The organism is Achromobacter sp. ACRQX (genome assembly GCF_022346505.1).
In the GTDB taxonomy this organism is placed as follows: Bacteria; Pseudomonadota; Gammaproteobacteria; order Burkholderiales; family Burkholderiaceae_B; genus Achromobacter; species Achromobacter animicus.
In genome coordinates, this window is sequence record NZ_JAKRML010000017.1 from 55,040 (window position 1) to 78,825 (window position 23,786).

A 23,786-nucleotide genomic window follows, 5' to 3' on the forward strand; every position below is an offset into this window, starting at 1 on the left:
CCAGTGGCTACACCCTTACTTTAGTGAGAGGCGAGCGCGCCATAACGGCGCGCAACGTATTCTTCAACGATGGCCTGGAACTCTTCGGCGATATGGTCGCCCTTGAGCGTCACCGTACGCTCGCCGTCGACGAACACCGGCGCGGCCGGCACTTCGCCGGTACCCGGCAGGCTGATGCCGATGTCGGCATGACGGCTTTCGCCCGGCCCATTGACCACACAGCCCATCACCGCGACGTTCATGGATTCGACGCCGGGGTATTGCGCGCGCCACACCGGCATCTGCCGGCGCAGGAACGACTGGATGCTGTCGGCAAGTTCCTGGAAGAACGTGCTGCTGGTGCGGCCGCAGCCCGGGCAGGCGACGACCATGGGCGTGAAGGCGCGCAGTCCCATGGTCTGCAGGATTTCCTGCGCGACGATGGCTTCGCGGCTGCGCTCGCCGCCGGGTTCAGGCGTGAGCGAAATGCGGATGGTGTCGCCGATGCCTTGCTGCATCAGCACGGCAAGCGCGGCGGTCGAAGCCACGATGCCCTTGCTGCCCATGCCCGCCTCGGTCAGGCCAAGATGCAGGGGATAGTCGCAACGGGCGGACAGATCACGGTAGACCGCGATGAGATCCTGGACATGGCTGACCTTGCACGACAGGATGATCGCGTCGCGCCGCAGGCCGAGTTCTTCGGCGCGCTGGGCATTGCTGATGGCCGAAACAACGAGCGCATCGCGCATGACGGCCTGCGCTTCCCAAGGCTGGGCGCGCCGGCTGTTTTCGTCCATCTTGCGCGCCATGAGTTCGTGGTCGAGGCTGCCCCAGTTGACGCCGATGCGCACCGGCTTGTCGTAGCGGCAGGCGACTTCGATCATTTGCGCGAAGTTGTCGTCGCGGCGCTTGCCGCCCCCCATGTTGCCGGGGTTGATGCGGTATTTGGACAGCGCCTGGGCGCATTCCGGAAACTGCGTCAGCAGCTTGTGGCCGTTGTAGTGGAAGTCGCCCACCAGCGGCACGTTCACGCCCATGCGGTCGAGCTGTTCGCGGATGGCGACGACCTCGCGGGCGGCTTCCGGCGTGTTCACGGTGATGCGCACGAGCTCGGAGCCGGCCAGCGCCAGCTCCTTGACCTGGATCGCGGTGGCAATGGCGTCCGCGGTGTCGGTGTTGGTCATGGACTGGACCACGACCGGGGCGTCTCCGCCCACCGTCACGACGCGATCACCCCACTTGATCGCCACGGAACGCGTGGCGCGGCGCGCTGCGGCTCCCACCGGGGGAGGCGGCGCGTCCTGGCAAGGCAGAGAAGAATCTTGCATCGGGTGGAACCGTGTTACTTGGTCGACTTCGGCAGCCAGTCGGCCGGCAGCCACTGCTGCGGCAGCCAACCTTGCCAGAAGGCATATGCCACGCCGGCGGCCAGCACCAGCACGATGGCGATCAGCCAGCCCCAGGACGTCGTGGACGAGCGGTCGTCGTCGGCGCTGGATTGGGGAATGGAATGCGCCGAATGCAGCGAACTGGGGCTGAGCTTGGCCGGGCCGGTGACGCGGGCCTTGGGGTCGAGCGAATCGACGATGGCCTCGGCGTCGGCGCCCAGCAGGCGTGCATAGTTGCGGACGAGGCCGCGCAAGGAAACGCCGGTGGGCAGGTGATCCCACTGTTCGTTTTCAAGGGCTTCGATCTGCTTGGTAGAAAACTTGATGCGGCTGGAGACCTCGTCGAGCGACCAGCCCTTGGATAGGCGCAGGCCGCGCAAGGCGGCGCCCACGCTGCCCACCGCGGCGGCGGACGAGTCGGAAACTGCAGAAGCGAAATCCTGCGTCATGCGTGCACCTGTTTAATTGGTATGGTCTGGCGCTGTGCGGCATTGCGCTCGGTGATCCGAGTGCGGTCCCGCACCTCTCCGGCCAGCTGGCCGCAAGCCGCATCGATGTCGTCGCCCCGGGTCTTGCGGACCGTGGTGATGATGCCGGCGTCCATGAGACGTTGGGCAAACACCTTCACCCGCGCCGAGGCCGATCGCTTCAGGCCGGAGGCGGGAAATGGGTTGAACGGGATGAGGTTCAGCTTGCAGCGCACCTGGCGTGCAATGTGGATCAGTTCCTTGGCGTGCTGGTCGGTGTCGTTGATGCCGTCCAGCATGCAGTATTCAAACGTGATGAAGTCGCGCGGCGCAAACGCAAGATAGCGTTCGCAGGCAGCCAGCAACTCTTTCAGCGGGTATTTCTTGTTCAGCGGCACGAGCTCGTCGCGCAGCGCGTCGTTGGGCGCGTGCAGCGAAACGGCCAGTGCCACGGGACAGTCTTGCGACAGGCGGTCCATCATGGGGACGACGCCGGAGGTGGACACGGTGACGCGGCGGCGCGACAGGCCGTACGCGTTGTCGTCGAGCATCAGGCGCAGCGCGGGCAGGACCTGGTCGTAGTTGAGCAGGGGTTCGCCCATGCCCATCATGACGACGTTGCTGATGACGCGCGTGTCTTCGGTGGCGCGGGCGCTTTCAAGCCGGGCCGTGCCGATGTCGGCTTCGAGCACGCGCTTGGCCCACCACAACTGGCCGATGATTTCGCTGGTCTTCAGGTTGCGGTTGAAGCCCTGGTGCCCGGTCGAGCAGAAGCGGCAGTTCACCACGCAGCCGGCCTGGCTGGAAATGCACAGTGTGCCGCGGTCGTCTTCGGGGATGAAGACGGTTTCGATGGCGTTGCCCTGCCCCACGTCAAACAGCCACTTGCGGGTGCCGTCGGTCGAGCGCTGCTCAATGTTGACGGGCAATGCCTCGATGCGGCAATGCGACGCAAGCTGGCTGCGAAAATCGCGGGCCAGGTCGGTCATGGCGTCGAACGAATCGGCGCCGCGCTGGTGCATCCAGCGCTGCAACTGGCGGGCACGAAACGGCTTGCCGCCCCACTGCCCGACCAATTCGGACAGGGCGGAGCCGTCCAGCCCCAGCAGATTGATTCGTTCGACGGATTCCATAACCAGGTAAAACTTAAAGCGCTTTCAACAACTTAAGCCAAAAATTAACGGCTGTGGATGTTGATTTCGGGGAAGAAGAAAGCCACTTCGACAGCGGCCGTTTCCGGAGCGTCGGAGCCGTGGACGGCGTTGGCGTCGATGCTGTCGGCGAAATCGGCGCGGATGGTGCCGGCTTCAGCCTTCTTGGGGTCCGTGGCGCCCATCAGGTCGCGGTTCTTCTGGATGGCGTCTTCGCCTTCCAGCACTTGCACGAACACGGGGCCCGAGATCATGAAGTCGACCAGGTCCTTGAAGAAGGGACGGGCGGCGTGCACGGCGTAGAAACGCTCGGCGTCGGCGCGCGACAGTTGGGTCAGGCGGGCGGCGATGACCTTCAGGCCGGCTTGCTCGAAACGGCCGACGATCTGGCCGATCACGTTCTTGGCGACGGCGTCGGGCTTGATGATCGAGAGGGTGCGTTGGATGGACATAAAAGACTCCGAAAACTGATTTCTGACGGGTTTCTAGTTAATTGCTTGGCGGGGCTCGGGCCGTTCTGAACCACCGCCAAAACAGGATTCGACACTGCCGACCTGTCGGACGCATCCTGGAATGCAAGCGGGATTCCGGTTGCACGCGAATCCGATGATTCTGCACGCATTTCCGAAGGAATCCTCAATGAATTCAGGGACTTCTAAAAGGTTTACAGCAACCCGGCATTCTAACACGCCGAGAAGACCGCAATACATCTTAAAATGAGCGGTTTGCTGCCCGCTCCCTACCCGGGCGCCCCTGTCTGCCGGAACTTAGTAATGACTCAAGCTGCTCCCCCGAACGCCGCGCCCATCGCCGGCGAAACCCCGGAACTCTCGAAGAGCTTCGAACCCTCCGAACTGGAATCCCGCTGGTATGCCGAGTGGGACAAGCGCGGGTACTTCGCCGCGGGCCAGCATGTGGAAACGGGGACGGAAAGCCAGCCGTACGTCGTCCAGTTCCCGCCGCCCAACGTCACGGGCACTCTGCACATGGGCCACGCGTTCAACCAGACCATCATGGACGGGCTGGTGCGCTACCACCGCATGTCGGGCGACGACACCGTGTTCATTCCCGGCACCGACCACGCCGGCATCGCCACGCAGATCGTCGTTGAAAGACAGCTCGACGCCCAAAAGGTTTCGCGCCACGACCTGGGCCGCGAGAAGTTCGTCGAGAAAGTGTGGGAATGGAAGGAAAAATCGGGCAGCGCGATCACCGGGCAGGTGCGCCGCCTGGGCGCCTCGGCCGACTGGCCGCGCGAATACTTCACCATGGACGACCGCATGTCGCGCGGCGTGGTGGAAACCTTTGTCCGTCTTCATAAACAGGGACTGATCTATCGCGGCAAGCGCCTGGTCAACTGGGATCCCAAGCTGCTCACGGCCGTGTCCGACCTGGAAGTGCAGTCCGAAGAGACCGATGGCCACATGTGGCACATCCTGTACCCGTTCGTTGACGGCCCGCAGACCATCGTCGACAAGGATGGCCAGACCGTCACCCTGCGCGGCATGACCATCGCCACGACCCGTCCGGAAACCATGCTGGCCGACGGCGCGCTTTGCGTGCATCCCGATGATCCCCGCTACAAGCACCTGGTGGGCAAGCAGGTCGAACTGCCGCTTTGCGACCGCAACATTCCCATCATTGCCGACGACTTCGTCGACCCCGAATTCGGCACGGGCTGCGTGAAGATCACGGGCGCTCACGACTTCAACGACTACGCCTGCGCGATGCGCCACGATCTGCCCCTGATCGTGATCTTCACGCTGGACGCGCACATCAACGAAAACGGTCCCCAGCAGTTCCAGGGCATGGAACGCTACGAGGCCCGCAAGGCCGTGGTTGCGCAACTGGAGACCGAGGGCTATCTGGTCAAGGTCGAGCCGCACAAGATGATGCAGCCCAAGGGCGACCGCACCGGCGTCGTGCTCGAGCCCATGCTGACCGACCAGTGGTTCGTTGCCATGAGCAAGCCCGCGCCGGAAGGCACGCTGAACCCGGGCAAGAGCATCACCGAGGTGGCGCTGGAAGTCGTGGCCGACGGCCGCATCCAGTTCTACCCGGACAACTGGACCACCATCTACAACCAGTGGCTCAACAACATCCAGGACTGGTGCATCTCGCGCCAGCTCTGGTGGGGCCACCAGATTCCGGCCTGGTACTCGGAAGACGGCCAGGTGTTCGTCGCCCACGACGAAGCCGGCGCGATCGAACAGGCGCGCGCCGCTGGCGTAACGGGTCCGCTCACGCGCGATCCGGACGTGCTGGACACGTGGTTCTCGTCGGGCCTGGTGCCTTTCACGACGCTGGGCTGGCCGGAAAACACGCCGGACCTGCAGCGTTACCTGCCCTCCAGCGTCCTGGTCACGGGCTTTGACATCATCTTCTTCTGGGTGGCGCGCATGGTCATGCTGACCACGCACCTGACCGGCCAGATCCCGTTCAAGCACGTCTACGTGCACGGTCTCATCCGCGACGCCGACGGCCAGAAGATGAGCAAGTCCAAGGGCAACACACTGGACCCGGTGGACCTGATCGACGGCATCGACCTGGACGGCCTGGTCGCCAAGCGCACCTACGGCCTGATGAATCCGAAACAGGCCGGCGCGATCGAAAAGGCTACGCGCCGCCAGTACCCGGACGGCATCCCCGCCTACGGCACCGACGCGCTGCGCTTCACCATGGCGGCCTACGCCACGCTGGGCCGCAACATCAACTTCGACCTGAAGCGTTGCGAGGGCTACCGCAATTTCTGCAACAAGCTCTGGAACGCCACGCGCTTCGTGCTGATGAACACCGAAGGCCATGACCTGACGGTGCCGGATGCCGGCGAGCTGTCCTTCGTGGACCGCTGGATCATCAGCCAGATGCAGACGCTGGAAGCCGACGTGGCGCGCGGTTTTGCCGACTACCGTTTCGACAACATCGCCAACGCGCTCTATCGCTACGTGTGGGACGAATACTGCGACTGGTATCTGGAACTGGCCAAGGTGCAGATCCAGACCGGTACGCCGGCCCAGCAACTGGGCACCCGCCGCACCCTGATCCGCGTCCTGGAATGCGTGCTGCGCCTGGCCCACCCGATCATCCCGTTCATCACGGAAGAGCTGTGGCAGAAGGTGTCTGTCGTGGCCGGCAAGCGCAAGGAAGGCGTGGCCGACAGCGTCAGCGTGCAGCCCTACCCGAAGGCCAACCCGGATGCGGTGGACACCGCCGCCGAAGCCGACGTGGCCGAACTGAAGGCGCAGGTCGAAGCCGTGCGCGCGCTGCGCGGCGAGATGAGCCTGTCGCCCGCCCAGAAGGTGCCGCTGTGCGCCCAGGGCGACGCGCCGATGCTGACGCGCAACGCGCCCTACCTGGCCGCGCTGGCCAAGCTGAGCCAGGTCGACGTGCTGGACGTGCTGCCCGACGCCGGCGCGCCCGTGCAGGTCGTGGGCAGCAGCCGCCTGATGCTGCACGTTGAAGTCGACGTGGCCGCCGAGCGCGTGCGCCTGGACAAGGAAATCGCCCGTCTGGCCGGTGAAATCGCCAAGGCCAAGGGCAAGCTGTCCAACGCCAGCTTCGTCGAGCGCGCCCCCGCCGCCGTCGTCGAACAGGAAAAGGCCCGCATGGCGCAGTTCAGCGAAACCCTGCAGAAGGTGCAGGAGCAGCGCGCCAAGCTGGGCGACTGATCCCAGCGCCTGATGTGAAGCCCAGAAACCCCGGACACCGTTCCGGGGTTTTTGTTTTGGGTGTGTTTTTTGGGGGGGTTGGCGGGGATCGGGGCGCGGACGCTGCCGCCCCTCAAACCCCGCCGTCCGTCATGCGGTACCAGCTCACCACCGCGTTGACGTACAGCCGGCGGAGCGGATAAAGCGGAAACGGCACGATCGGCGACAGCGGCACGGGCAACGCATTGGCATCGCCCGTGGCGACGTATTCGGCCATGGCCGCGCCCATGCAGGTCTGCAAGCCGACGCCGCGGCCCTGACAGCCGATGTCCACCAGCAACCCGGGCTGCGGCGCATGCAGATGCGGCAGATAGTCGCGCGTGACGGCAACCCGGCCGCACCAGCGGAATTCAAAGGGCGTGCCCGCCACCTGCGGAAACATCTTCACCATTACGCGCTCAAGATGCGCCCAGTCCGACTCGCCCTTGGGCTCGCGGAACGGACCGCGGCCACCCATCAGCAAGCGGCCCTGGTGGTCCAGACGAAAGTACAGCAACAGATTGCGCGTGTCGGAAGTGACGTGGCCCTCGGGGAATATGCCCGCGCGGATGCGGTCCGGCAGCGGCGCGGTTGCCACCTGGAACGTGTTGGCGTCGATGATGGACGGCTTGAGACCGGGCCACAGATCGCCGCCGTAGGCATTGGTGCACATCACCACGCGATCGGCGCTGACCGAGGGACCGCGAGCCGTGGACACCGTCCACTTGCCGCCGTCACGCCTCAGACCGGTGACGGGCGTGTCGGTGTGCAGCGTCGCGCCCGCATTCAGCGCGGCGCGCGCCAGGCCCCGCGCGTAACTCAGCGGCTGCACCGCCCCTGCCCGCCGGTCGACCCATCCGCCCAGGTATTTGTCCGCGCCGATCAGGCGCGCGACCTGCGCGCGGTCCAGCGGCTGGGCGTCCACACCAAGGCGCGCCCATTGCGCCGCGCGGCCTTGCGCGATGCGAAGCGCCTGCGGCGTGTGCGCGCCCTGGATCCATCCGGCGCGCACGCGCGGCACGTCCATCGCATGCCGTTCGATCAGGTCAAAAACCACGTCCGCCGTCGCGCCGGCAAACCGTGTCAGCCGCTCGCCGCGCTCGGGGCCGAACATCGAAATCAGATCATCCGGGTCGTACTTCAAACCGGGAATGACCTGACCGCCGTTGCGGCCCGATCCGCCGAAGCCAATCTCGCGCGCCTCCAGCAGTACGACCTTCACACCGCGCTCGGCCAGGTGCAACGCGGTGGACAAGCCGGCATAGCCGCCACCGATCACGGCGACATCGGCCTGCGCGGACGCGTCCAGCGGCCCGGTGGGCGGCGGCGGCGCCGCGGTGGCCGCCCACAGTGACGGGGAAAGCGGAAACGGCGCTGGCTGCATGGGGCTTCCTTCCTTACATGGGATGCAGCACGCGCCGCAGGAAGTCCTGCGTGCGCGGATGCTGCGGATGATTCAGCACTTCGCGGGCGGCGCCCTGCTCCACCATGACGCCGCCGTCAAAGAACATGACACGGTCGGCGACCTCGCGCGCAAAGCTCATTTCGTGGGTGACGACGACCATCGTCATGCCGGCCTCGGCCAGCTTGCGCATGACGCCCAGCACATCGCCGACCAGTTCGGGATCGAGCGCCGAGGTGGGCTCGTCGAACAGGATCGCCTTGGGTTGCATCGCGAGCGCCCGCGCGATCGCCACGCGCTGCTGCTGGCCGCCGGATAGCTGATTCGGATGCGCGTGCTCCTTGTCCGCCAGCCCCACGCTGGCCAGCAATTCGCGGCCGCGCTCCACCGCCTGGGCGCGAGGTTCCTTCTTCACAAAGATGGGGCCTTCGATGACGTTTTCCAGCGCCGTGCGATGCGGAAACAGGTTAAAGCGCTGGAACACCATCGCCACCTGCGTGCGGATCGACACGATGGAAGGCGCGTCGCAATCGACGAGCTCGCCGTCCACGGTGATGCGACCGGCGTTGTAGCGTTCCAGTCCGTTGATGCACCGCAGGATGGTCGACTTGCCCGAGCCGGACGGACCCACCACACACACGACCTCGCCCTGCTCGACTTCGGCGTCGATGCCTTTCAGGACCTCGAGCGGACCAAAACTCTTCCTTACGCCTTGCAGGCTGATCATTTGATGGCGCTCCGCTTTTCCAGATGCCGCACCAGCAGGATGAGCGGCACGCACATCACCAGGTACATCAGCGCCACCAGCGTGAACACCGTGGCGTTCTTGAAGGTGGATACGGCGATGAGCTTGCCTTGCAGCGCCAGCTCGGCGACGGTGATGGTGGACGCCTGCGACGAGTCCTTCAACATCATGATCATGATGTTGCCGTACGGCGGCAGGACGATCTTCACGGCCTGCGGCAGCACGACGCGCCGCATCGTCAGGCCCCAACCCATGCCCATGGCCATCGCCGCCTCGATCTGACCTCGGTCGATCGCCTGGATGCCCGCACGGAAGTTCTCCGCCTGATAGGCCGAATAGGCGATGCCCAGGCCGATGATGGCCGCATGCACGGCGCTCAGCGACACGCCCATGTCCGGCATCACGAAGTAGATGTAGAAGAGCAGCACGATGATCGGAATGCCACGCAGCAGATTGACAAGGCCCGCGCTGAAGCCCGACAGATATTTGTTGCCGGACACCCGCATCAACGCCCATACCAGGCCCAGTACCGTGGACAGCGCAAGGGAACCCAGCGTGACCAGAATGGTGAGCTTGGCGCCCTCCAGCAGGATCGGCATGAACTCTGCCGCGTCTTTCAAGAATTCCGTCATGAGTCCACCCGCTCCAAGAAGACAGCCCGCGATGACCGCTTGGGAAACGGCCAGAGAAGTGCCGCGGATGCGCTGCGTCCGCCGACGCGACCGAACGCGCCGGCGGGATGCTGCAAATGCCCGAACTGAGTCGGCCCGACCGGCATCACGCGCCGCCCAGGCCCCACTTCTTCAGGATCGCGTCGATGGCGCCGTCGGCTTTCAGCTTGGCCAGCGCCTTGTTGATGCGATCAAGCAGCTCGGTGTCGTCCTTGCGCGTGGCAAGGCCAAGACTTCCCATGATCGTCGGTTGGTACGACTGCGCCATCTTCAGGTTGGGATAGTTGCCCTGCGACAGGACGTACGCGGCGATGGGATAGTCCATGAAGCCGCCCTGGATGCGGCCGGCGTTGGCGTCGCGCATCATGTCTGGCGGATTGTCGTAAAGCTTCACTTCCTTGAAGACGCCGCTCTTTTGAATGGGCTCGACAAAGGCAGTGCCGACCTGCACGCCGACGGTCATGCCCTTCATATCGGCGAAGGACTTGTATTCCTTGTTGTCGGTCTTGAGCACCATCAGGCCCTCGCCGTAGCGATAGACGGGCTCGGAAAAGCTCACCACCTGCTGGCGCTGCGGCGTGATGAACATCGCCGCCGACACGATGTCGATGCGCTTGGATGTCAGCGATCCGATCAGTGCGGAAAACGCCATGGGCTCTATCTGCACCGAGAACCCGGCCTCCTTGCCCACCGCTTTCACGATGTCGACCATCACGCCCTCGATGCTGTTCGTCTTGGTATCGAGAAAGGTGAATGGGCTGCCGGTGGGCGTGGACCCCACCTTCAATACCGTCTGGGCTTGGGCGCCCGCCGCCATGGACAATGCTGCGAATACAGAGACAACAAGAGTCTTGAATTTCATGACATATCCTCATCGTGGCAAAGAAGGCCGGGCCGCGCGTGACGCGTCCGGTGGCGGCACGCTCCCCGCGCGTTCCGCCGCTTGAGTGCTGCGCGCTCAGGGCGCTTGTGACGTGTTGTCCTCCGCGGCTTGAGTGATGTTGGAGATGGCCCAGATGACCTCGGTCGTCTGCGTCCCCGGATTGCACCAGCGGCGCGGCGTGCTGCTGGCGTAGCAAAAGCTGTCGCCCGCTTGCAGGCGGATGACGCGGTCGCCCACCCACAGTTCGAGCACGCCCTTGAGCACCAGGCCGATCTGCTCGCCCTGCCCCGTCACGAAGAGCTCGGTGCCGGTGGAGCCGCCGGGCGCGATGGATGCGCGGCACAGGTCCATGCTGCGGCAGGCCGAGGGCGTGAACATCTCTTTGCTGATGCCCTTTTCCTTCAGGTCGATATGGCGGTGCGTGCCCGCGCGGGCTACGCGGCCATCCTCTTCGCCGCCGGTATGCTCGGCGTTGCGCAACAACGCATTGACCGACACGCGAAACTCGCGCGCCAGGAGATGAAGGACTTTGACGGAGGCCGAGCTCAACCCTCTTTCGATCTGGCTGAGCAGGCCGAGCGACATGCCGCAGGCCCGGGCGACGTCAGCCAGCGACCGTCCCTGTTGCTTGCGCAACTGACGCAACTGCTGACCCAGCCACAGATCGACGGCCGACTCCGGCCGCTGCGCGTGGGCGGGCGACGAGGGTGCTGCGCTGGCACGGCGAACGGCGGCAGAGCGGCTCATATGAAAATTTCATGTGCATGTAATTTTCAATACTAAGGAGCCGCAAAAACGCCCACAATCCAGGGACTTCCCTAGCGTTGTGGGCGTGGCAGGCCGGCGCGACAGTCAGGAGGCGTCGGACGGATTGGGCTTGGGATCGGGGCTGGAATCCGGGGTGGTGTCGGGCTGGTTCTGCCCCGTGGGCGCGGCATCCGCGGCAGGTTTGCGCGGGCGACGGCGTCTTGTGCCCGGCTCCGCAGGCGACGGCGTGCCGGCCAACTCGGCCAGATAGCGCTCGTCCAGCTTGCTCAGCCAGCCATTCGCGCGCGCGGATTCGATGAGTTCGGGCCGGCGTGCGGCGGTCAACGCCAGCGACCGCTCGCGCCGCCAGCGCGCGATATTGGCGTGATGGCCGCTTAGCAGCGGCGCCGGCACCGCTTCGCCCTCGTAGACTTCCGGGCGCGTGTAATGCGGGCTGTCCAGCAGGCCGGACAAGGTGTCGTTGAAGGAATCCTGCAGGGCGGAATCGCCGTCGTTGAGCACGCCTGGCAAAAGACGCACTGCGGCATCGATCACGGCAAGCGCCGCGATTTCACCACCGGAGAGGACGAAGTCGCCGAGCGAGATTTCCTGCGTGACGCAGCGATCAATGAAGCGCTGGTCCACACCTTCGTAGCGGCCGCAGATGAGAATGAGGCCATCGCTGGCGGCCAAGGCTTCGGCGCCCGCCTGGTCATAGCGCCGGCCGACCGGCGCAAGCAGCGCCACCGGGGCGGGACCCAGGCCCTGTCCGGCGCGCGCCTGCTGGGCGGCATTGACGGCGGCTTCCAACGGGCCCGGCATCATCACCATGCCGGGGCCGCCGCCGTAGGGGCGGTCGTCCACGGTGCGGTGTACGTCATGCGTGAAATCGCGGGGATTCCAGGCATGGAGTTGCCACCGGCCCTGGGCGTGAGCCCGGCCGGTGACGCCGAGGTCGCGCACCACCCCGAACATTTCGGGAAATAGCGTAACGACGTCGATACGCATCAAAAATCCGCGGGCCAGTCGCTGTCGATGCGGCGGGCAGCCAGATCAACGGCGTGGATATGCGCGCGTACGAACGGCACAAGCATTTCGGCGGGTCGGCCCTTGGCGTCCAGGACGGGTTCGGGGCTTTCGCCTTCACCCTTCTGCAGCAGGACCTTCAACACGGCGTGAGCGCCGTTGTCGAGGACCTCGCTGACCACGCCAATTCGGGCGGGTTCGCCGTTGGCGCTGGAGTACAGCGCACAACCAATGAGATCAACCCAGTAGTATTCGTCTTCCTCGGGCGCGGGAAATGATCCGCGCGGCGCTTGCACGGTATGTCCGCGCAACGCTTCGGCCTGGTCGCGATCCGTGATGCCCTGCAGTTGCGCCACCACGGTGGCTCCCTGCGAACGGACTTGCAAGATCTTGAATGCGACAGGCGCAGACGCGACAGCGCCCCGCGCCAATTCAGGCACAGGGCGAGTCAACCACCATTGAGACGCTGAGAGCAGCACTTCGGCGTTGGCCGAATGCGGCTGCACTTTAACCCAGCCTTTCACACCGTAGGCTGCAGTGATGCGGCCCAGCTCGACCAAATCCGTAGGCGCCGCGTTTGAGGTTGCGGCATCAGGCATTTATCGTGCTCTTTATCAGGCTTGGATAGCAATGAAGCAGCCAGGAATATCCGCTTTCAAGCGCGAGGCTCTAAGCGTGGAAAAACCTGCTGCTCCAGAATCAGCTAAGGATGTGCGTCGCGGGCAATTAGGCCGCGGCGGAAACCTTGGCCGAGTATTCCTTGACCAGACGCTCGACGGCGGGCGACAGTTGCGCGCCGGTGCCGGTCCAGTACTGCACGCGATCCAGCGCAATGCGCAGGTTTTCCGTGCCTTCGCTAGCCACGGGGTTGTAAAAACCCACGCGCTCGATAAAACGGCCGTCGCGACGGTTACGCGAATCGGTGGCCACCAGGTTGTAGAACGGACGCTTCTTGGACCCACCGCGGGCCAGGCGAATCACCACCATAGGTAATCCCTTGAATTAGTTGTGAAAAACGGGAAATTCTAGCACTGAAAGGAGCCTGCTGGCAAATGCGAGTGCCGAAGAATCTGTGATGCGGTGCGATTTGTATCCTAAAACACCACATCCGGGTATTCTACAAGCACGAGCCCAGCCCTGCTGCGGCTCGATGCAGGTGGCCCCGGCATCATTGGTTCGAGGCTGTGCGCGCGGTTTCGCCGGCGCCCACATCTGCGGCCTACCCCGGTTGTCATGCGTTTGAGCAGTTGGTGCGTCTGAAGAGCAATCTGATTGGAGAGATCGGATTTCATGTCGACCCGCGCAATACGCTACGCCCTGCCCTTGCTGGCCGCCATGAAGCGGCAGCCTCATCCTGCCACCCCGACTTTGCTGCAAGCGCCCGGAAGATCCAGGCTGCGTTGCCGCGCCCCAGCCTGACTCCGCTTTTCCCCACAAAAAGTAGTTTAACTGGAGTGTGCAAACCATGAAGAACCAAAAATCAGTCTTCTCACCCGTTGCGCGCCTGGCGATGGCGGGATTGCTGGCGGGAGCGCTGGCGTTGCCCACCGAGGCGCCCGCGCGCGTGATCGGGGCGGCACTGACGACGGCCTCCGGCCAGGTGACGGCGGTGGACCAGGCCAGCCGGACCATCACCCTGCGCGGCGCCGACGGCAATACCGTGGACATCGTGGCCGGACCGGATATCCGCAACTTCAAGCAGATCAAGGCGGGCGACACGCTGACGCTGGACTATTACGAGTCGGTGGCCGTGGACGTGCGTCCCGCCGGCTCCGGTGCACCTGAAGTCGTGACCGAGACCGCCGCGACACGGTCGGCCAAGGGCGCGATGCCCGGCGGCGCAGTGGGCCGGCAGACCACGATCACGGCCGAGATCTGGCACATCAACCGGAGCGCAAACCTGGTGATCCTGAAGGGACCCCAAGGCGGCAGGCGCACCATCCAGGTCAGGGATCCGGCGCTGCGCGAAAAACTTCAGCAGTTGAAGGAAGGTGATCTGGTGGACTTCACGATCACGCAGGCGGTCGCCGCGGCCATTCACAGGTAGGCAAGGACACGCCGGTATAAAGGGCCGCCCCAAAAAGGCAAAAAAATTCGCCACACTGACGCCCGCAAAGAACAAGGCCCGCTTTCAAGCGGGCCCTGTTCATGAAGCGACTGCCCGCCCGGCTAGCGCCGGCGCAGGAAATGCACGCAGCGACCGTCGGCCTCTTGCTGCGCGACCAGCGCATTGCCGGTCTGACGCGCAAACGCCTGAAAATCGCGGATCGCATTGCGGTCCGTCGTGATGACGCGCACCACCTGCCCGCTTGCCATCGTTGCAAGCGCCTTCTTGGCGCGCAGGATGGGCAAGGGGCACGTCAGCCCGCTGGCATCGACGTCTTGGTCGAACACCGGCGCCTCGGCGCCGACATCGAGACGGGAATCGACGTCGCTCATCAGAGGCGCTCGTCCACCCACTTCTGCACGCCAGCGATGGCTGCGGGCAGCGCAGCGATATCCGTGCCGCCACCCATGGCCATGTCGGGACGGCCACCGCCCTTGCCGCCCACCTGGCTGGCGACAAAGCCCACCAGATCGCCCGCCTTGATGCGGTCGGTCAGGTCGGCGGTGACGCCACCGACCAGGCTGATCTTGCCATCGGCCGAGCCGGTGGCCAGCAGCACGACAGCAGGCTTCAGGCGATCTTTCAGGTTGTCGACCATGCCGCGCAGCGCCTTGGGATCGACGTCGCCGATGCTGGCCGCCAGAACCTTGATGCCCTTGACGTCGACCGCGGCGCTGGAGGCCAGGTCATTGCCGGCGCTGGCCGCGAGCTTGTTGCGCGACTGCTCCAGTTCCTTTTCGAGCGTCTTGACCTGGTCTTGCACCTGCGCGATGCGCGCCGGCAGATCGGCCGGGGTGCTGCGCAGCATGCCGGCCACCTGGGTCAGCAAGGCGTTCTGGTTCTGCACCCAGGCAAGCGCGTTGTCGCCGGTGATGGCTTCGATGCGGCGGACGCCCGCGGCCACGCCGCCTTCGGACACGATCTTGAACAGGCCGATGTCGCCCGTGCGGGTGACGTGCGTGCCGCCGCAGAGTTCGCGCGAGAAGCCGATGTCGAGCACGCGCACGGTATCGCCGTATTTTTCACCGAACAACGCCATGGCGCCGCCCTTGACCGCATCGTCGTAGCCCATGACCTGGGCAACGGTGGGATGGTTGGCCAGGACTTCGGCGTTGACGATGGCTTCGACTCGGGCGATCTGCTCAGCCGTCAACGGGGCATCCTGCGCGAAGTCGAAACGGGTCTTGTCGGGATCAACGAGCGAGCCGCGCTGCTGCACGTGCGCGCCCAGCACCTGGCGCAACGCCTTGTGCATCAGGTGCGTGGCCGAGTGGTTGCGCACCGTGCGGGCGCGGCGGACGGCGTCCACGCGGGCCAGCAGCGTGTCGCCGACGGCCAGCGAGCCGGATTCCAGCGTGCCGTGATGGCCGAACACGCCGGACTGGATCTTGAGGGTGTCGGCGACGGCAAAGCGCACGCCATCGGCTTCGAGCAGACCGGTATCGCCGACCTGGCCGCCCGACTCCGCATAGAACGGGGTGGCGTCCAGCACGACGACGGCGCTTTGGCCGGCCTTGACTTCCTGCACCTGCGTGCCGTCCACGTACAGGGCCGTGACCTTGACGTTGTCCAGCTCAAGCTTTTCGTAGCCTTCGAAGCGCGTTTCGGCGCCTTCGTAGCTGAGGCCTTCGGCCATCTTGAACTTGCCGGCCGCGCGGGCCTGGTCACGCTGGCGTTCCATGGCGACTTCAAAGCCGGCCATGTCGACTTCGACTTCGCGTTCACGGCAGATGTCGGCCGTGAGGTCGACCGGGAAGCCGTAGGTGTCGTACAGCGTGAACAGCGTGGTGCCGTCCAGCACGCCGCCCTTGGGCACGTTGGCCAAGGCGGTGTCCAGGATGCGCATGCCGTGTTCGAGGGTTTCGCCGAAGCGTTCTTCTTCCTGCTTGAGGACCTGGGCCACGCGATCCGCGGCGGCGGCCAGTTCCGGGTAGGCCTCGCCCATTTCGGCGACGAGATCCGGCACCAGGCGATGGAAGAAGGGTTTGGTCTGGCCCAGCTTGTAGCCGTGCCGCAGCGCGCGGCGCACGATGCGGCGCAGCACGTAGCCGCGGCCTTCGTTGCTGGGGATCACGCCGTCGACGATGAGGAACGAGCAGGCGCGGATGTGGTCGGCGATGACCTTGAGCGAGTTGTCTTCGAGGTCCTTGATGCCGGTTTCGCGCGCGGCGGCGGCGATCAGGTGCTGGAAGAGATCGATTTCGTAGTTGGAATGCACGTGCTGCAGGACGGCGGCGATGCGTTCCAGACCCATGCCCGTGTCGACACAGGGACGCGGCAGGCGCGGCATGTTGCCGGCGGCGTCGCGTTCGAACTGCATGAACACCAGGTTCCAGATTTCGATGTAGCGGTCGCCGTCTTCTTCGGGGGATCCCGGAGGGCCGCCCCAGATTTCGGGGCCGTGGTCAAAGAAGATTTCGGAGCACGGACCGCAGGGGCCGGTGTCCGCCATCTGCCAGAAGTTGTCGGACGCGTAGCGTGCGCCCTTGTTGTCGCCGATGCGGATGATGCGCTCGGTCGGCACGCCCACTTCCTTGGCCCAGATGTCGTAGGCCTCGTCGTCTTCCTGGTAGACCGTCACCCAGAGCTTTTCCGCCGGCAGCTTGTAGACCTGCGTCAAGAGCTCCCAGGCGTACTGGATGGCGTCGCGCTTGAAGTAGTCGCCAAAGCTGAAATTGCCCAGCATTTCGAAGAACGTGTGGTGGCGGGCGGTGTAGCCCACGTTCTCCAGGTCGTTGTGCTTGCCCCCGGCGCGCACACTGCGCTGCGACGAGGTGGCACGCGTGTACGACCGCGATTCCTTGCCCGTGAAGACGTCCTTGAACTGGACCATGCCCGAATTGGTGAAGAGCAGGGTCGGGTCGTTGCCCGGGACGAGCGACGACGAGGGAACAATGGTGTGTCCCTTGGACTTGAAGAATTGCAGGAACTGCTGGCGAATCTCGGAGGATTTCATCGTGGATGAAGCAGAATTTAGGGCGAATCGCCAATTATAGAGGGTTGGCGGGGATACGCGGGATATGGGCGGAATGGCCATCATCGGACGCAGACGAAACCCGTGGTCCAACCCTCGGTTTCCGTCCATTTCCCGCCGGCGGACACGATGACCTCGGCGTAGCCGGGCGGGCAGGAACACTGGCCCGTGCGAGGATTGGCCGTAGACAAGCCCGTGTAATGGAAGCAGCCGAGCGGATAGTTGGTGCTGTAGGCGCCCCCGAACCCTCCGCTTGCCTGCGTCCAGATGCCGGATTCGCAGGAAAGCAGCTGACCGGCGGCCGACGTGGCCAGCGTTCCGCTTGAAACGCCGCAGGCATGGCCTGGGATCTCCCGGGCCCCGACGGTGACGTAACCACCGGCGTCCACGTTGCCTGCGACAGACAGATTGCCTTGCAGATCCGGATCGCGGGTGTCGCGCATCTTTACATAGCCGCTCATGTCAGGCTGCCCGGCGCCAGCGCCCGCCCACAGGGCAAGCGTGCCAGGCGGATACGCGAGCGCGTCGGCCGCCGGCGGGTTGGGAAACGCATAGGCGGCGCCTCGCAACTGGAACGGCGCTTGCGGCCACACGGCCCCGCCATAGCCGCCCGCGGACGCGATGACCGAAGCCATGGCGACCTCGTCCGGCAATTGCGTCCCCTTTTTCAGCAAAGGTTTGTCGGCAGCGACGACGCCGTCGATCCGGCAAGGCTCGTCGGGGCAGGCCTGGCTGCGCAGGAGCCGGATGTCCGCGCCGAAACCCAGCGCCGACCGGTCGGGAAAGTCCGCAGGCAGGTGGCCTTGCACCCGAAGCTCGGAAAGCGTGGGCCGCAGCGCGTCGGCGAACAGCGGCTGGCCCTGGCTGTCCTGAGGCGGCTCCCCCTTGGTCAGCGCCTCGGAGTGCCGGGACAGCACATCCGTCACCGCCAGCCGGATCTGCGTCAGCCAAACGCCCGTTGAACGGGCGGCAGATGCCTCGATGCCGTGGACGACCGCGTTGGATGCCCAGATGGCGATGGCCGTGGTGATGGCCAGCGCCAGCGCCAGGCCGATGAGCGAAAAGCCTGCCTGCTGCCCGCACAACAACGGACGCTGATGCCCCGCCGGGAAAAGCCGAACCTCCCGGTGCGCGCTCATCGTGCAGTGAAGACAAAAGTGTTTACGTCGCCCTGGCTGCACTGCGCCTGGGCCTGCGCGGCGCGGTATGGCGTCGCGGGATTGGTGATGGAATCCTTGACGACCTTGGCGCCGCTGCTGCCGCTGATGGAGATGATTTCCGACACCCGTTGAAGCACGGACGCGAGCGCTGGGCAGGCTGCGTGGCTGACATTGGTGAGCGTGAGCGTGAACGCCGAGCCCATCCCCGCGCCATCGACGGACGCGGGCTCGACCTGCACTACGCCGCTGCCGCCGGTGCCGGAGCCGCCCAGGCCGTGCGCCACGCTCGCCGCGGCGCCCGCGCCCTGCACCGAGAGCACCGTAGAGTCGCGCAGCGCGTTGGCCAGGGCGCCGGTGTCCAGCCCCGTGTACGGTGTCACGCCACCGCCTTGCGCGTTGATCTTCATGCTGGCGATGAACCGCTGCAATTCTTCGCCGACCTTCGGCACTTTGTTTTCAATGACATACCCGCCAATGGCAGGGATGCCGACGATGGCGATGAGCAGGACGATGGCCGTGACGATGGACACTTCCATCAAGGAAAATCCACGCTGGTTCGCACCAAGGGATCGGGACAGACTGACTGCGTTCATGAATATCCTCATTGATTAAAGTGCGCGGCGAGCCGCGCCGTTTCCGCCAACCCGCGGAGCACTACTGGCTGGCATAGAAATTGGTCAGTGCTTGACGCAGCTCGTCTATCACCGCGTAATGCCACAGCGTGATGCCCAGCACCGAGGCCAGGGAAAGGATCAGCAAGCACCAGCGCAGCACGAGCGCCTGGCGCCGCACCCGGGCCAACAGGCGGACCTCGACGCGCTGGCGCACGCGGGCCAGGCCCGGCTCGACGCCGAGCGCGTCCATCAGGTCCGCCATGTACCACCACGTTTGGGAGTCCAGCAGTCCGGTGCCGAAGATTTCCGCGCCGCTGGCGCCTGCGTCGATGCGGCCAAGCATGGCGTGCAGATGCGAGAGCAGCCACGGCGAGGCATCGCGCGCCTGCACGGCCAGCGCGCGGCGCAATCGCGTGTCGGCCGCGCCGTGCTGCCGGATGAGCACGGCCAGCAGCGACAGAAAGCGGATGGCCTGGAAATCGCGATACAGCCGCCAGAGCAGCCAACGGTCGAGCATGGCGCGAAGATCGCCGGTGAAGTTCGCCAGCGACCAGAGGGCGAGCATGACCACGCCAAATATCAGGACGACCCACAGCGCAAGCCACTGCTTCAAACCGCCCGCCAAAGCGAACAGCCAGCGCGTGAGCGACGCATAGTCTTCGGCGGGCACGGCCTGAAAGACCTGCTGCAGCCGTGGCACGCTGAAGAACGGAATGGCGCACAGCAACGCGAAGGCCACCAAGGCGGCAACGACGCCCGTGGCGGCTGCCGACAGCAATGCCGACCAAGCCTCGGACGCCAGGCGGACGGCGCGCGCCAGGTCGCGCAGCGCCGCGGGCAGATCGCCGCCTTCTTCCTGCACGCAACTGAGCAGCAGGCATTCGTCGTGCGGCAGCGTGTCGGACCAGGCGACGCCCAGGTCCCCGCCGGCGCCCAGATACGCGGCAGCCCAGTGCTGACAGAGGCGGCCGCGCACCGTCTCGGGCCCGTACCGGCTGGCGTCGTCCTCGAAGATGTCGCGCAGGCTCTTTCGGCCTTGCGTGCCTTCGACGACATCCGCCAGATATTCGTAATAATCCGCGCGCTGCGGCCGAAAGCGCAGCGCGTCTAGCCGCAGCTGGCGTGTACCTGCTGACCGCAGGGACCCGCGCGATGCCGGCAACGCGAGATCAGCCATGGTGCGCTCCTTCAGAGCGGGCCGTGCCGGCCTCCTGCGCAAGCGCCGCGGGCTGTAGCGGAGCGGCCGATCCCGTGTGCAGGCTGGGCACGATGGGCAATTCGAACCGGCGCAACAGCGTGCGCGGATCGATCTCTCCCAGGCTCGTCCGATACAGCGCGCAATCCAGCGCCCGCGCGCCGCGCGTGCCGGCGTCTCGCCATGCACTGCGCGTGGCAGGCTGGAACTGTTGCTTCAGTGCGCGGTTGTCGCGCTGCCGCACTTGGTCTAGAAAGTCCGGCACGCGATCGGGTTCGATCATTTCGGCGGCAACGCTGCGCCCCGCCGTTCCGTTCAATTCCGGCATGTGATCGCGGCGGCACGCGGGGCAGCCTGCTTCGTTTCTGACCCGGAGCGACTCGGCGTGCAGATCGAACGCGTCTTGCATCCCCAGCACCCAGCCGCGCCAGTCCCATGCTTGCGCATGCCGAGCGTGGACGCCCGACCACAGGCTGTCGACGGGCAACGCGCAGCCGGGGCACAGGCGTGGCAGCAGCGTCTGATAGATCAAGAGCTTCAGGATGCCGGGCGACGCAAGAAATTCGCGTGACACGCCGATGGCGTCGGACGCCAGGCGCTCGGGAATCATCGCGGCCGATCCGGCGTGTGTCGTGGCGTACAGGCTGACGCCGGAACTGGCGAGATCCATGAACGCGCGGCCGGTCTGCGTGTCGCGGATCTCGCCGATCAGCAGGTCGTTCATCGCCGAGCGCTTGATGGTCTTGAGCTTGGCGTCCAGCGTCGGCCACGCCGCGTCCGCCAGCGCGCCCGTCAGCGTGTTCTGCAACGCGTTGCCAATGTGGTATTCCACCGGGTCTTCAAGCGTGATGACCTTGCGCGTGGGCGCGATGCCGCGCATCAGCGCGGCGATGGTGGTGGACTTGCCCGAGCCGACCACGCCCGCCAGCACGATGGCCCCACCCTCGCGCTCACGCACCCGCAACAGGGTTTCGGCCTGGCCGGGCAGGTATCCCAAGGCCAGGAGGTCGCCGTTGACGGTTGCATCCAACCGCAAGATCCGCAGGCACACGGAAGGCCCCGCGTCCGCCGCCAGCGACGCCCAGCGCAGCACGATGGGCGCCGCGTCCACGGTCAGCGAAATGCGCCCCTGCTGCTCGAGCGCCGGATCGAACACGGCGCCATTGCCGCCGCGTACGTCCATCCACGCGACGGCAAGGACTTCGAGCAGCGTGGCGCTGGAAAGGCCGGCGAACCGGTCGGAGCCGACGTACTCGCCGTGGATGGTGTAGCGAATTTCGCTGGCGTCGCGCCGCTGGTCCACGTTGATGTGGACGTCGCTGGCGCCTTGGACCACGCCCCAGCGGACGATGTCGAGAAACAGGGCGGCGAGCGCCGAGGCGCGTTCGGCCGGGTTGGCCCGCGCTGAGCGCCCGGGACTGGGCGCCGTGTACTGGCCGCGCGCGATCATCAGCAGGAGCGGCGCCGGGACGACGTATCGCGCGGGACTTGCCATGCGATAGCCAGCCGCCTTCACCATGCGCTCGACCTCGTCGATCTGATCGCCGACGGTGTATTCCTTGACGGCAAAGATCGCGGCCAGGCCGCCCTCGAGCAGGACCGGGCACAAGCGTCCGGCCAGCGCCGCCAGATCAAACTGACGGCTCAGAGCGCGCACAAAGGCGGGATCCATGCCAGCGACGTCTTCGGGCGTATGCAGCTCGGGCGGGCGAACGAGCGTGTCCGCGATGGGCTGGGTCTGCGTCATCATGGGTGTCCGCCCCCGGCGTCTAGGCACGCGGTCTGGTCGCGGCCGTCGCGCTGCACGCGGACGCAGGCGCCGTCGATGGCCAGCAGACGATACGGCGCGGCCAGACTGCCTCCTGCCACGGGATCGGCGCGGCCAGCCCGATAGCGCTGCAGCGTGCCATTGACGACGATGTCAACGTTCAAGCGGCTCGCTGTGCCGAAAATTGCGGTCACGCGTATGTTGTCCGACGCGCGTCCCGCGGGCGACGCCATCAGGCCTTTCCCTTCGTTCATCGTGCAAAGACCCGGGATTTGGCAGTCGGACATCGCGGCCGCCGCGTCCGCGCGCAGCAACGTGCGTACGGTTTCGACCTCGGGCCAAGGTTGCGGCGCGGACGCCGGATCTACGCCTTGCGCATGGCCTGCCGATACCACCGCGGCGCTCAGTGCGATACCGGCAATCGTTCGCCGGGCTACGCACCAGCGCGGGATGCAAAGCTTATTCCTGTTCATAAAGTTCTCCCTGCAATTCGGCCACTAGCGCACTGGCCACGAGGCTGGGCCGCGGTTGCGGCTGCACGGTCACCACAAGGCGCGACCAGCGTGCCGCGGATACCGGCCCCGGCATCAACGCCATGGACCGCAATGGCCCATGCAAGGCCAGACTGCGCCGCCGCACGACGGGCATGCCCGTCCGCGCGGGATTGGATTGCCCTGCGCTCGCCTGCCTGGCCGCCGGCTGCTGAGCCGCAGGCTGGCGCTGCCCATGCGGCAGGAGCGGCACGGAATGCGACAGCGCGACGGAAGCGAATGCTGGGCGTAGTCCTTGCAGTCCGCCAGCCACCCGCGTGTCGACGTGCAGCGACGAAGGCAACGTCATGTCGGCAATCCGGATCGGCTCGGACGCCAGGCGCCACGCCAGCGTGGCTTCCTCGAGCGGCTTGAATGACACCTGCCAGCCCGCTGGCAACAATGCGTGCAGGCCATGGTTCGTGGCCAATGGGTGAACGCGGGCGTACACGGCCGCGCAATTCCAATGCTGCGCGCCAGCGTCGCAATACGCGCGCCGCAAAGCCCAGCCCTGCACCTGCACCGGCAGCGCCGCCACGCTTGCGAGCAAGCGCGTCAGCTCCGTCGGCGGCTGGACTGTGGTGGCGCGCAACATCGCCTCGTAGGCATCGGCCACCGGGTCCCGAACGGCAACGGGCTGCGGCGGCGCTGCCTGTCTTTGCGAGAACGTGCTGGCGCCGGCGTTCCACAGCGGCGGCGCTGCCGCGGCAAGCCCGACGCACGCCAGAAAGAGACGCAATGCGACGGGCAGCTCGGCCCAACGCGAAGGCAGCGCGGTAAGCGCGGCGCCGGCATCCACGGCCTGAATCAACGCGGACCACACCTGGTCCGGCGCGCGCTCCGCCAGGGACGGACGCTGCGCGAGCAGCGCCCGCTGTTCCTGCTGGGCTTCGTCAAGCGAACCGAACACCCGGTCGGTCTGCGAGAGGACAGCGCCGCCGTGCGCGGCGACAAGCCAATGGCGCCCGTCCGGCAGCCGAACCAGGCTATGACCGCCCTCGGGGTGCAGCAAGGCGAACAACTGCGCGGCCGATTGCGGCGGCACCGCGGCCGGTGCGCCGGCGCGGCGCATGAATCGCGCACCCCGGAGTCCGGCGCGGGTGCGTCCATAGCCCGCGACCATGGCGGGCGATCCGCCCACCACGTAATGCGTGGCCCGCAGGCGCCGTCCGCGCGACCGCGCGAGCTTGGGGACGTTGGAACCGATAAGCGCGAACCAGCGCAAGCCGAACGCCAGCGTTCGCTCGGCGCCCGGGCAGTCGATCAGCAGGAGTTGAGGGGCCCGGTTCACGA

The 23,786-nt window shown here is 65.8% G+C and carries 22 protein-coding genes; 2 read left to right on the top strand and 20 right to left on the bottom strand.

Annotated elements, in window-relative coordinates; all coding sequences use genetic code 11:
- Positions 1-20: 20 nt before the first annotated feature.
- Genes ispG through ndk form a run of 4 tightly spaced genes read right to left on the bottom strand, consistent with a single transcriptional unit; the run spans position 21 to position 3,437 of the window.
- Positions 21-1,307 carry a flavodoxin-dependent (E)-4-hydroxy-3-methylbut-2-enyl-diphosphate synthase gene (gene ispG / locus MHZ91_RS16480; protein ID WP_175125035.1) on the bottom strand — a complete coding sequence of 429 codons (1,287 nt, stop codon included), beginning with the start codon at positions 1,305-1,307 and terminating at the stop codon, positions 21-23.
- 14 nt (positions 1,308-1,321) lie between these two features.
- Positions 1,322-1,816: a helix-turn-helix transcriptional regulator gene (locus MHZ91_RS16485; RefSeq protein ID WP_175184960.1), complete on the bottom strand. Its 495-nt coding sequence runs from the start codon at positions 1,814-1,816 to the stop codon at positions 1,322-1,324.
- Entirely contained in the window at positions 1,813-2,967 is a 1,155-nt protein-coding gene (rlmN, locus tag MHZ91_RS16490) for a 23S rRNA (adenine(2503)-C(2))-methyltransferase RlmN (protein ID WP_105238151.1), read from the bottom strand. Before rlmN ends, MHZ91_RS16485 begins: the two co-directional genes overlap by 4 nt.
- A 44-nt stretch (positions 2,968-3,011) precedes the next feature.
- A complete protein-coding gene (gene ndk, locus MHZ91_RS16495; protein WP_175125038.1) occupies positions 3,012-3,437 on the bottom strand; it encodes a nucleoside-diphosphate kinase in 426 nt (141 codons plus the stop codon).
- A gap of 321 nt (positions 3,438-3,758) precedes the next feature.
- On the opposite strand from ndk, the gene MHZ91_RS16500 reads away from it, so the two are divergent.
- Positions 3,759-6,653, top strand: a complete 2,895-nt coding sequence (locus MHZ91_RS16500) for a valine--tRNA ligase (RefSeq protein WP_239214615.1) — start codon at positions 3,759-3,761, stop codon at positions 6,651-6,653.
- 112 nt (positions 6,654-6,765) lie between these two features.
- On the opposite strand, the gene MHZ91_RS16505 is transcribed toward MHZ91_RS16500, so the two are convergent.
- The 8 genes from MHZ91_RS16505 to rpsP form a co-directional block, all read right to left on the bottom strand.
- Positions 6,766-8,055: an FAD-binding oxidoreductase gene (locus tag MHZ91_RS16505; RefSeq protein ID WP_239214616.1), complete on the bottom strand. Its 1,290-nt coding sequence runs from the start codon at positions 8,053-8,055 to the stop codon at positions 6,766-6,768.
- A gap of 13 nt (positions 8,056-8,068) precedes the next feature.
- Positions 8,069-8,800, bottom strand: coding sequence for an amino acid ABC transporter ATP-binding protein (locus tag MHZ91_RS16510; RefSeq protein WP_175139245.1), 732 nt, complete (start codon positions 8,798-8,800; stop codon positions 8,069-8,071).
- Positions 8,797-9,450 (bottom strand): amino acid ABC transporter permease, encoded by a 654-nt coding sequence (locus tag MHZ91_RS16515; RefSeq protein ID WP_175125042.1) that lies wholly within the window; start codon positions 9,448-9,450, stop codon positions 8,797-8,799. The genes MHZ91_RS16510 and MHZ91_RS16515 overlap by 4 nt, the downstream gene beginning before the upstream one ends.
- A gap of 145 nt (positions 9,451-9,595) precedes the next feature.
- A complete protein-coding gene (locus MHZ91_RS16520; RefSeq protein WP_056571455.1) occupies positions 9,596-10,351 on the bottom strand; it encodes an ABC transporter substrate-binding protein in 756 nt (251 codons plus the stop codon).
- 96 nt (positions 10,352-10,447) lie between these two features.
- Positions 10,448-11,119 carry a helix-turn-helix domain-containing protein gene (locus MHZ91_RS16525; RefSeq protein WP_239214617.1) on the bottom strand — a complete coding sequence of 224 codons (672 nt, stop codon included), beginning with the start codon at positions 11,117-11,119 and terminating at the stop codon, positions 10,448-10,450.
- 105 nt (positions 11,120-11,224) lie between these two features.
- A complete protein-coding gene (trmD, locus tag MHZ91_RS16530; protein ID WP_239214618.1) occupies positions 11,225-12,127 on the bottom strand; it encodes a tRNA (guanosine(37)-N1)-methyltransferase TrmD in 903 nt (300 codons plus the stop codon).
- Positions 12,127-12,744 carry a ribosome maturation factor RimM gene (gene rimM / locus MHZ91_RS16535; RefSeq protein ID WP_175125044.1) on the bottom strand — a complete coding sequence of 206 codons (618 nt, stop codon included), beginning with the start codon at positions 12,742-12,744 and terminating at the stop codon, positions 12,127-12,129. The genes trmD and rimM overlap by 1 nt, the downstream gene beginning before the upstream one ends.
- Positions 12,745-12,871: 127 nt before the next feature.
- Positions 12,872-13,132 carry a 30S ribosomal protein S16 gene (gene rpsP / locus MHZ91_RS16540; RefSeq protein WP_008165084.1) on the bottom strand — a complete coding sequence of 87 codons (261 nt, stop codon included), beginning with the start codon at positions 13,130-13,132 and terminating at the stop codon, positions 12,872-12,874.
- A gap of 478 nt (positions 13,133-13,610) precedes the next feature.
- Between rpsP and MHZ91_RS16545 the strand changes: the two genes are divergently transcribed.
- A complete protein-coding gene (locus MHZ91_RS16545) occupies positions 13,611-14,192 on the top strand; it encodes a hypothetical protein (RefSeq protein WP_239214619.1) in 582 nt (193 codons plus the stop codon).
- Between the two features lie 122 nt (positions 14,193-14,314).
- Here the strand turns inward: MHZ91_RS16545 and MHZ91_RS16550 are convergent, their stop codons facing one another.
- From MHZ91_RS16550 to MHZ91_RS16585, 8 genes are all read right to left on the bottom strand, one after another.
- Entirely contained in the window at positions 14,315-14,584 is a 270-nt protein-coding gene (locus MHZ91_RS16550; protein WP_239214620.1) for a sulfurtransferase TusA family protein, read from the bottom strand.
- Positions 14,584-17,208, bottom strand: a complete 2,625-nt coding sequence (gene alaS, locus MHZ91_RS16555; RefSeq protein ID WP_239214621.1) for an alanine--tRNA ligase — start codon at positions 17,206-17,208, stop codon at positions 14,584-14,586. The genes MHZ91_RS16550 and alaS overlap by 1 nt, the downstream gene beginning before the upstream one ends.
- A gap of 80 nt (positions 17,209-17,288) precedes the next feature.
- On the bottom strand, positions 17,289-18,365 hold the full coding sequence (locus MHZ91_RS16560) for a prepilin (RefSeq protein WP_239214623.1): 1,077 nt from the start codon (positions 18,363-18,365) through the stop codon (positions 17,289-17,291).
- Positions 18,362-18,979 (bottom strand): type 4 pilus major pilin, encoded by a 618-nt coding sequence (locus tag MHZ91_RS16565; RefSeq protein WP_239214625.1) that lies wholly within the window; start codon positions 18,977-18,979, stop codon positions 18,362-18,364. Before MHZ91_RS16565 ends, MHZ91_RS16560 begins: the two co-directional genes overlap by 4 nt.
- 61 nt (positions 18,980-19,040) lie before the next feature.
- A complete protein-coding gene (locus MHZ91_RS16570; protein ID WP_239214626.1) occupies positions 19,041-20,177 on the bottom strand; it encodes a general secretion pathway protein in 1,137 nt (378 codons plus the stop codon).
- Positions 20,170-21,945, bottom strand: a complete 1,776-nt coding sequence (locus MHZ91_RS16575; RefSeq protein ID WP_239214630.1) for an ATPase, T2SS/T4P/T4SS family — start codon at positions 21,943-21,945, stop codon at positions 20,170-20,172. Before MHZ91_RS16575 ends, MHZ91_RS16570 begins: the two co-directional genes overlap by 8 nt.
- Positions 21,942-22,436, bottom strand: coding sequence for a hypothetical protein (locus MHZ91_RS16580; protein ID WP_239214632.1), 495 nt, complete (start codon positions 22,434-22,436; stop codon positions 21,942-21,944). Before MHZ91_RS16580 ends, MHZ91_RS16575 begins: the two co-directional genes overlap by 4 nt.
- Positions 22,423-23,784 carry a hypothetical protein gene (locus MHZ91_RS16585; protein ID WP_239214635.1) on the bottom strand — a complete coding sequence of 454 codons (1,362 nt, stop codon included), beginning with the start codon at positions 23,782-23,784 and terminating at the stop codon, positions 22,423-22,425. Before MHZ91_RS16585 ends, MHZ91_RS16580 begins: the two co-directional genes overlap by 14 nt.
- Positions 23,785-23,786: the final 2 nt, after the last annotated feature.

Excerpts from the sequence above, each read along its gene's own strand:
- ispG (WP_175125035.1), bottom strand. The coding sequence starts at position 1,307 with ATGCAAGATTCTTCTCTGCCTTGCCAGGACGCGCCGCCTCCCCCGGTG.
- MHZ91_RS16485 (WP_175184960.1), bottom strand. The coding sequence starts at position 1,816 with ATGACGCAGGATTTCGCTTCTGCAGTTTCCGACTCGTCCGCCGCCGCG.
- rlmN (WP_105238151.1), bottom strand. The coding sequence starts at position 2,967 with ATGGAATCCGTCGAACGAATCAATCTGCTGGGGCTGGACGGCTCCGCC.
- ndk (WP_175125038.1), bottom strand. The coding sequence starts at position 3,437 with ATGTCCATCCAACGCACCCTCTCGATCATCAAGCCCGACGCCGTCGCC.
- MHZ91_RS16500 (WP_239214615.1), top strand. The coding sequence starts at position 3,759 with ATGACTCAAGCTGCTCCCCCGAACGCCGCGCCCATCGCCGGCGAAACC.
- MHZ91_RS16505 (WP_239214616.1), bottom strand. The coding sequence starts at position 8,055 with ATGCAGCCAGCGCCGTTTCCGCTTTCCCCGTCACTGTGGGCGGCCACC.
- MHZ91_RS16510 (WP_175139245.1), bottom strand. The coding sequence starts at position 8,800 with ATGATCAGCCTGCAAGGCGTAAGGAAGAGTTTTGGTCCGCTCGAGGTC.
- MHZ91_RS16515 (WP_175125042.1), bottom strand. The coding sequence starts at position 9,450 with ATGACGGAATTCTTGAAAGACGCGGCAGAGTTCATGCCGATCCTGCTG.
- MHZ91_RS16520 (WP_056571455.1), bottom strand. The coding sequence starts at position 10,351 with ATGAAATTCAAGACTCTTGTTGTCTCTGTATTCGCAGCATTGTCCATG.
- MHZ91_RS16525 (WP_239214617.1), bottom strand. The coding sequence starts at position 11,119 with ATGAGCCGCTCTGCCGCCGTTCGCCGTGCCAGCGCAGCACCCTCGTCG.
- trmD (WP_239214618.1), bottom strand. The coding sequence starts at position 12,127 with ATGCGTATCGACGTCGTTACGCTATTTCCCGAAATGTTCGGGGTGGTG.
- rimM (WP_175125044.1), bottom strand. The coding sequence starts at position 12,744 with ATGCCTGATGCCGCAACCTCAAACGCGGCGCCTACGGATTTGGTCGAG.
- rpsP (WP_008165084.1), bottom strand. The coding sequence starts at position 13,132 with ATGGTGGTGATTCGCCTGGCCCGCGGTGGGTCCAAGAAGCGTCCGTTC.
- MHZ91_RS16545 (WP_239214619.1), top strand. The coding sequence starts at position 13,611 with ATGAAGAACCAAAAATCAGTCTTCTCACCCGTTGCGCGCCTGGCGATG.
- MHZ91_RS16550 (WP_239214620.1), bottom strand. The coding sequence starts at position 14,584 with ATGAGCGACGTCGATTCCCGTCTCGATGTCGGCGCCGAGGCGCCGGTG.
- alaS (WP_239214621.1), bottom strand. The coding sequence starts at position 17,208 with ATGAAATCCTCCGAGATTCGCCAGCAGTTCCTGCAATTCTTCAAGTCC.
- MHZ91_RS16560 (WP_239214623.1), bottom strand. The coding sequence starts at position 18,365 with ATGAGCGCGCACCGGGAGGTTCGGCTTTTCCCGGCGGGGCATCAGCGT.
- MHZ91_RS16565 (WP_239214625.1), bottom strand. The coding sequence starts at position 18,979 with ATGAACGCAGTCAGTCTGTCCCGATCCCTTGGTGCGAACCAGCGTGGA.
- MHZ91_RS16570 (WP_239214626.1), bottom strand. The coding sequence starts at position 20,177 with ATGGCTGATCTCGCGTTGCCGGCATCGCGCGGGTCCCTGCGGTCAGCA.
- MHZ91_RS16575 (WP_239214630.1), bottom strand. The coding sequence starts at position 21,945 with ATGATGACGCAGACCCAGCCCATCGCGGACACGCTCGTTCGCCCGCCC.
- MHZ91_RS16580 (WP_239214632.1), bottom strand. The coding sequence starts at position 22,436 with ATGAACAGGAATAAGCTTTGCATCCCGCGCTGGTGCGTAGCCCGGCGA.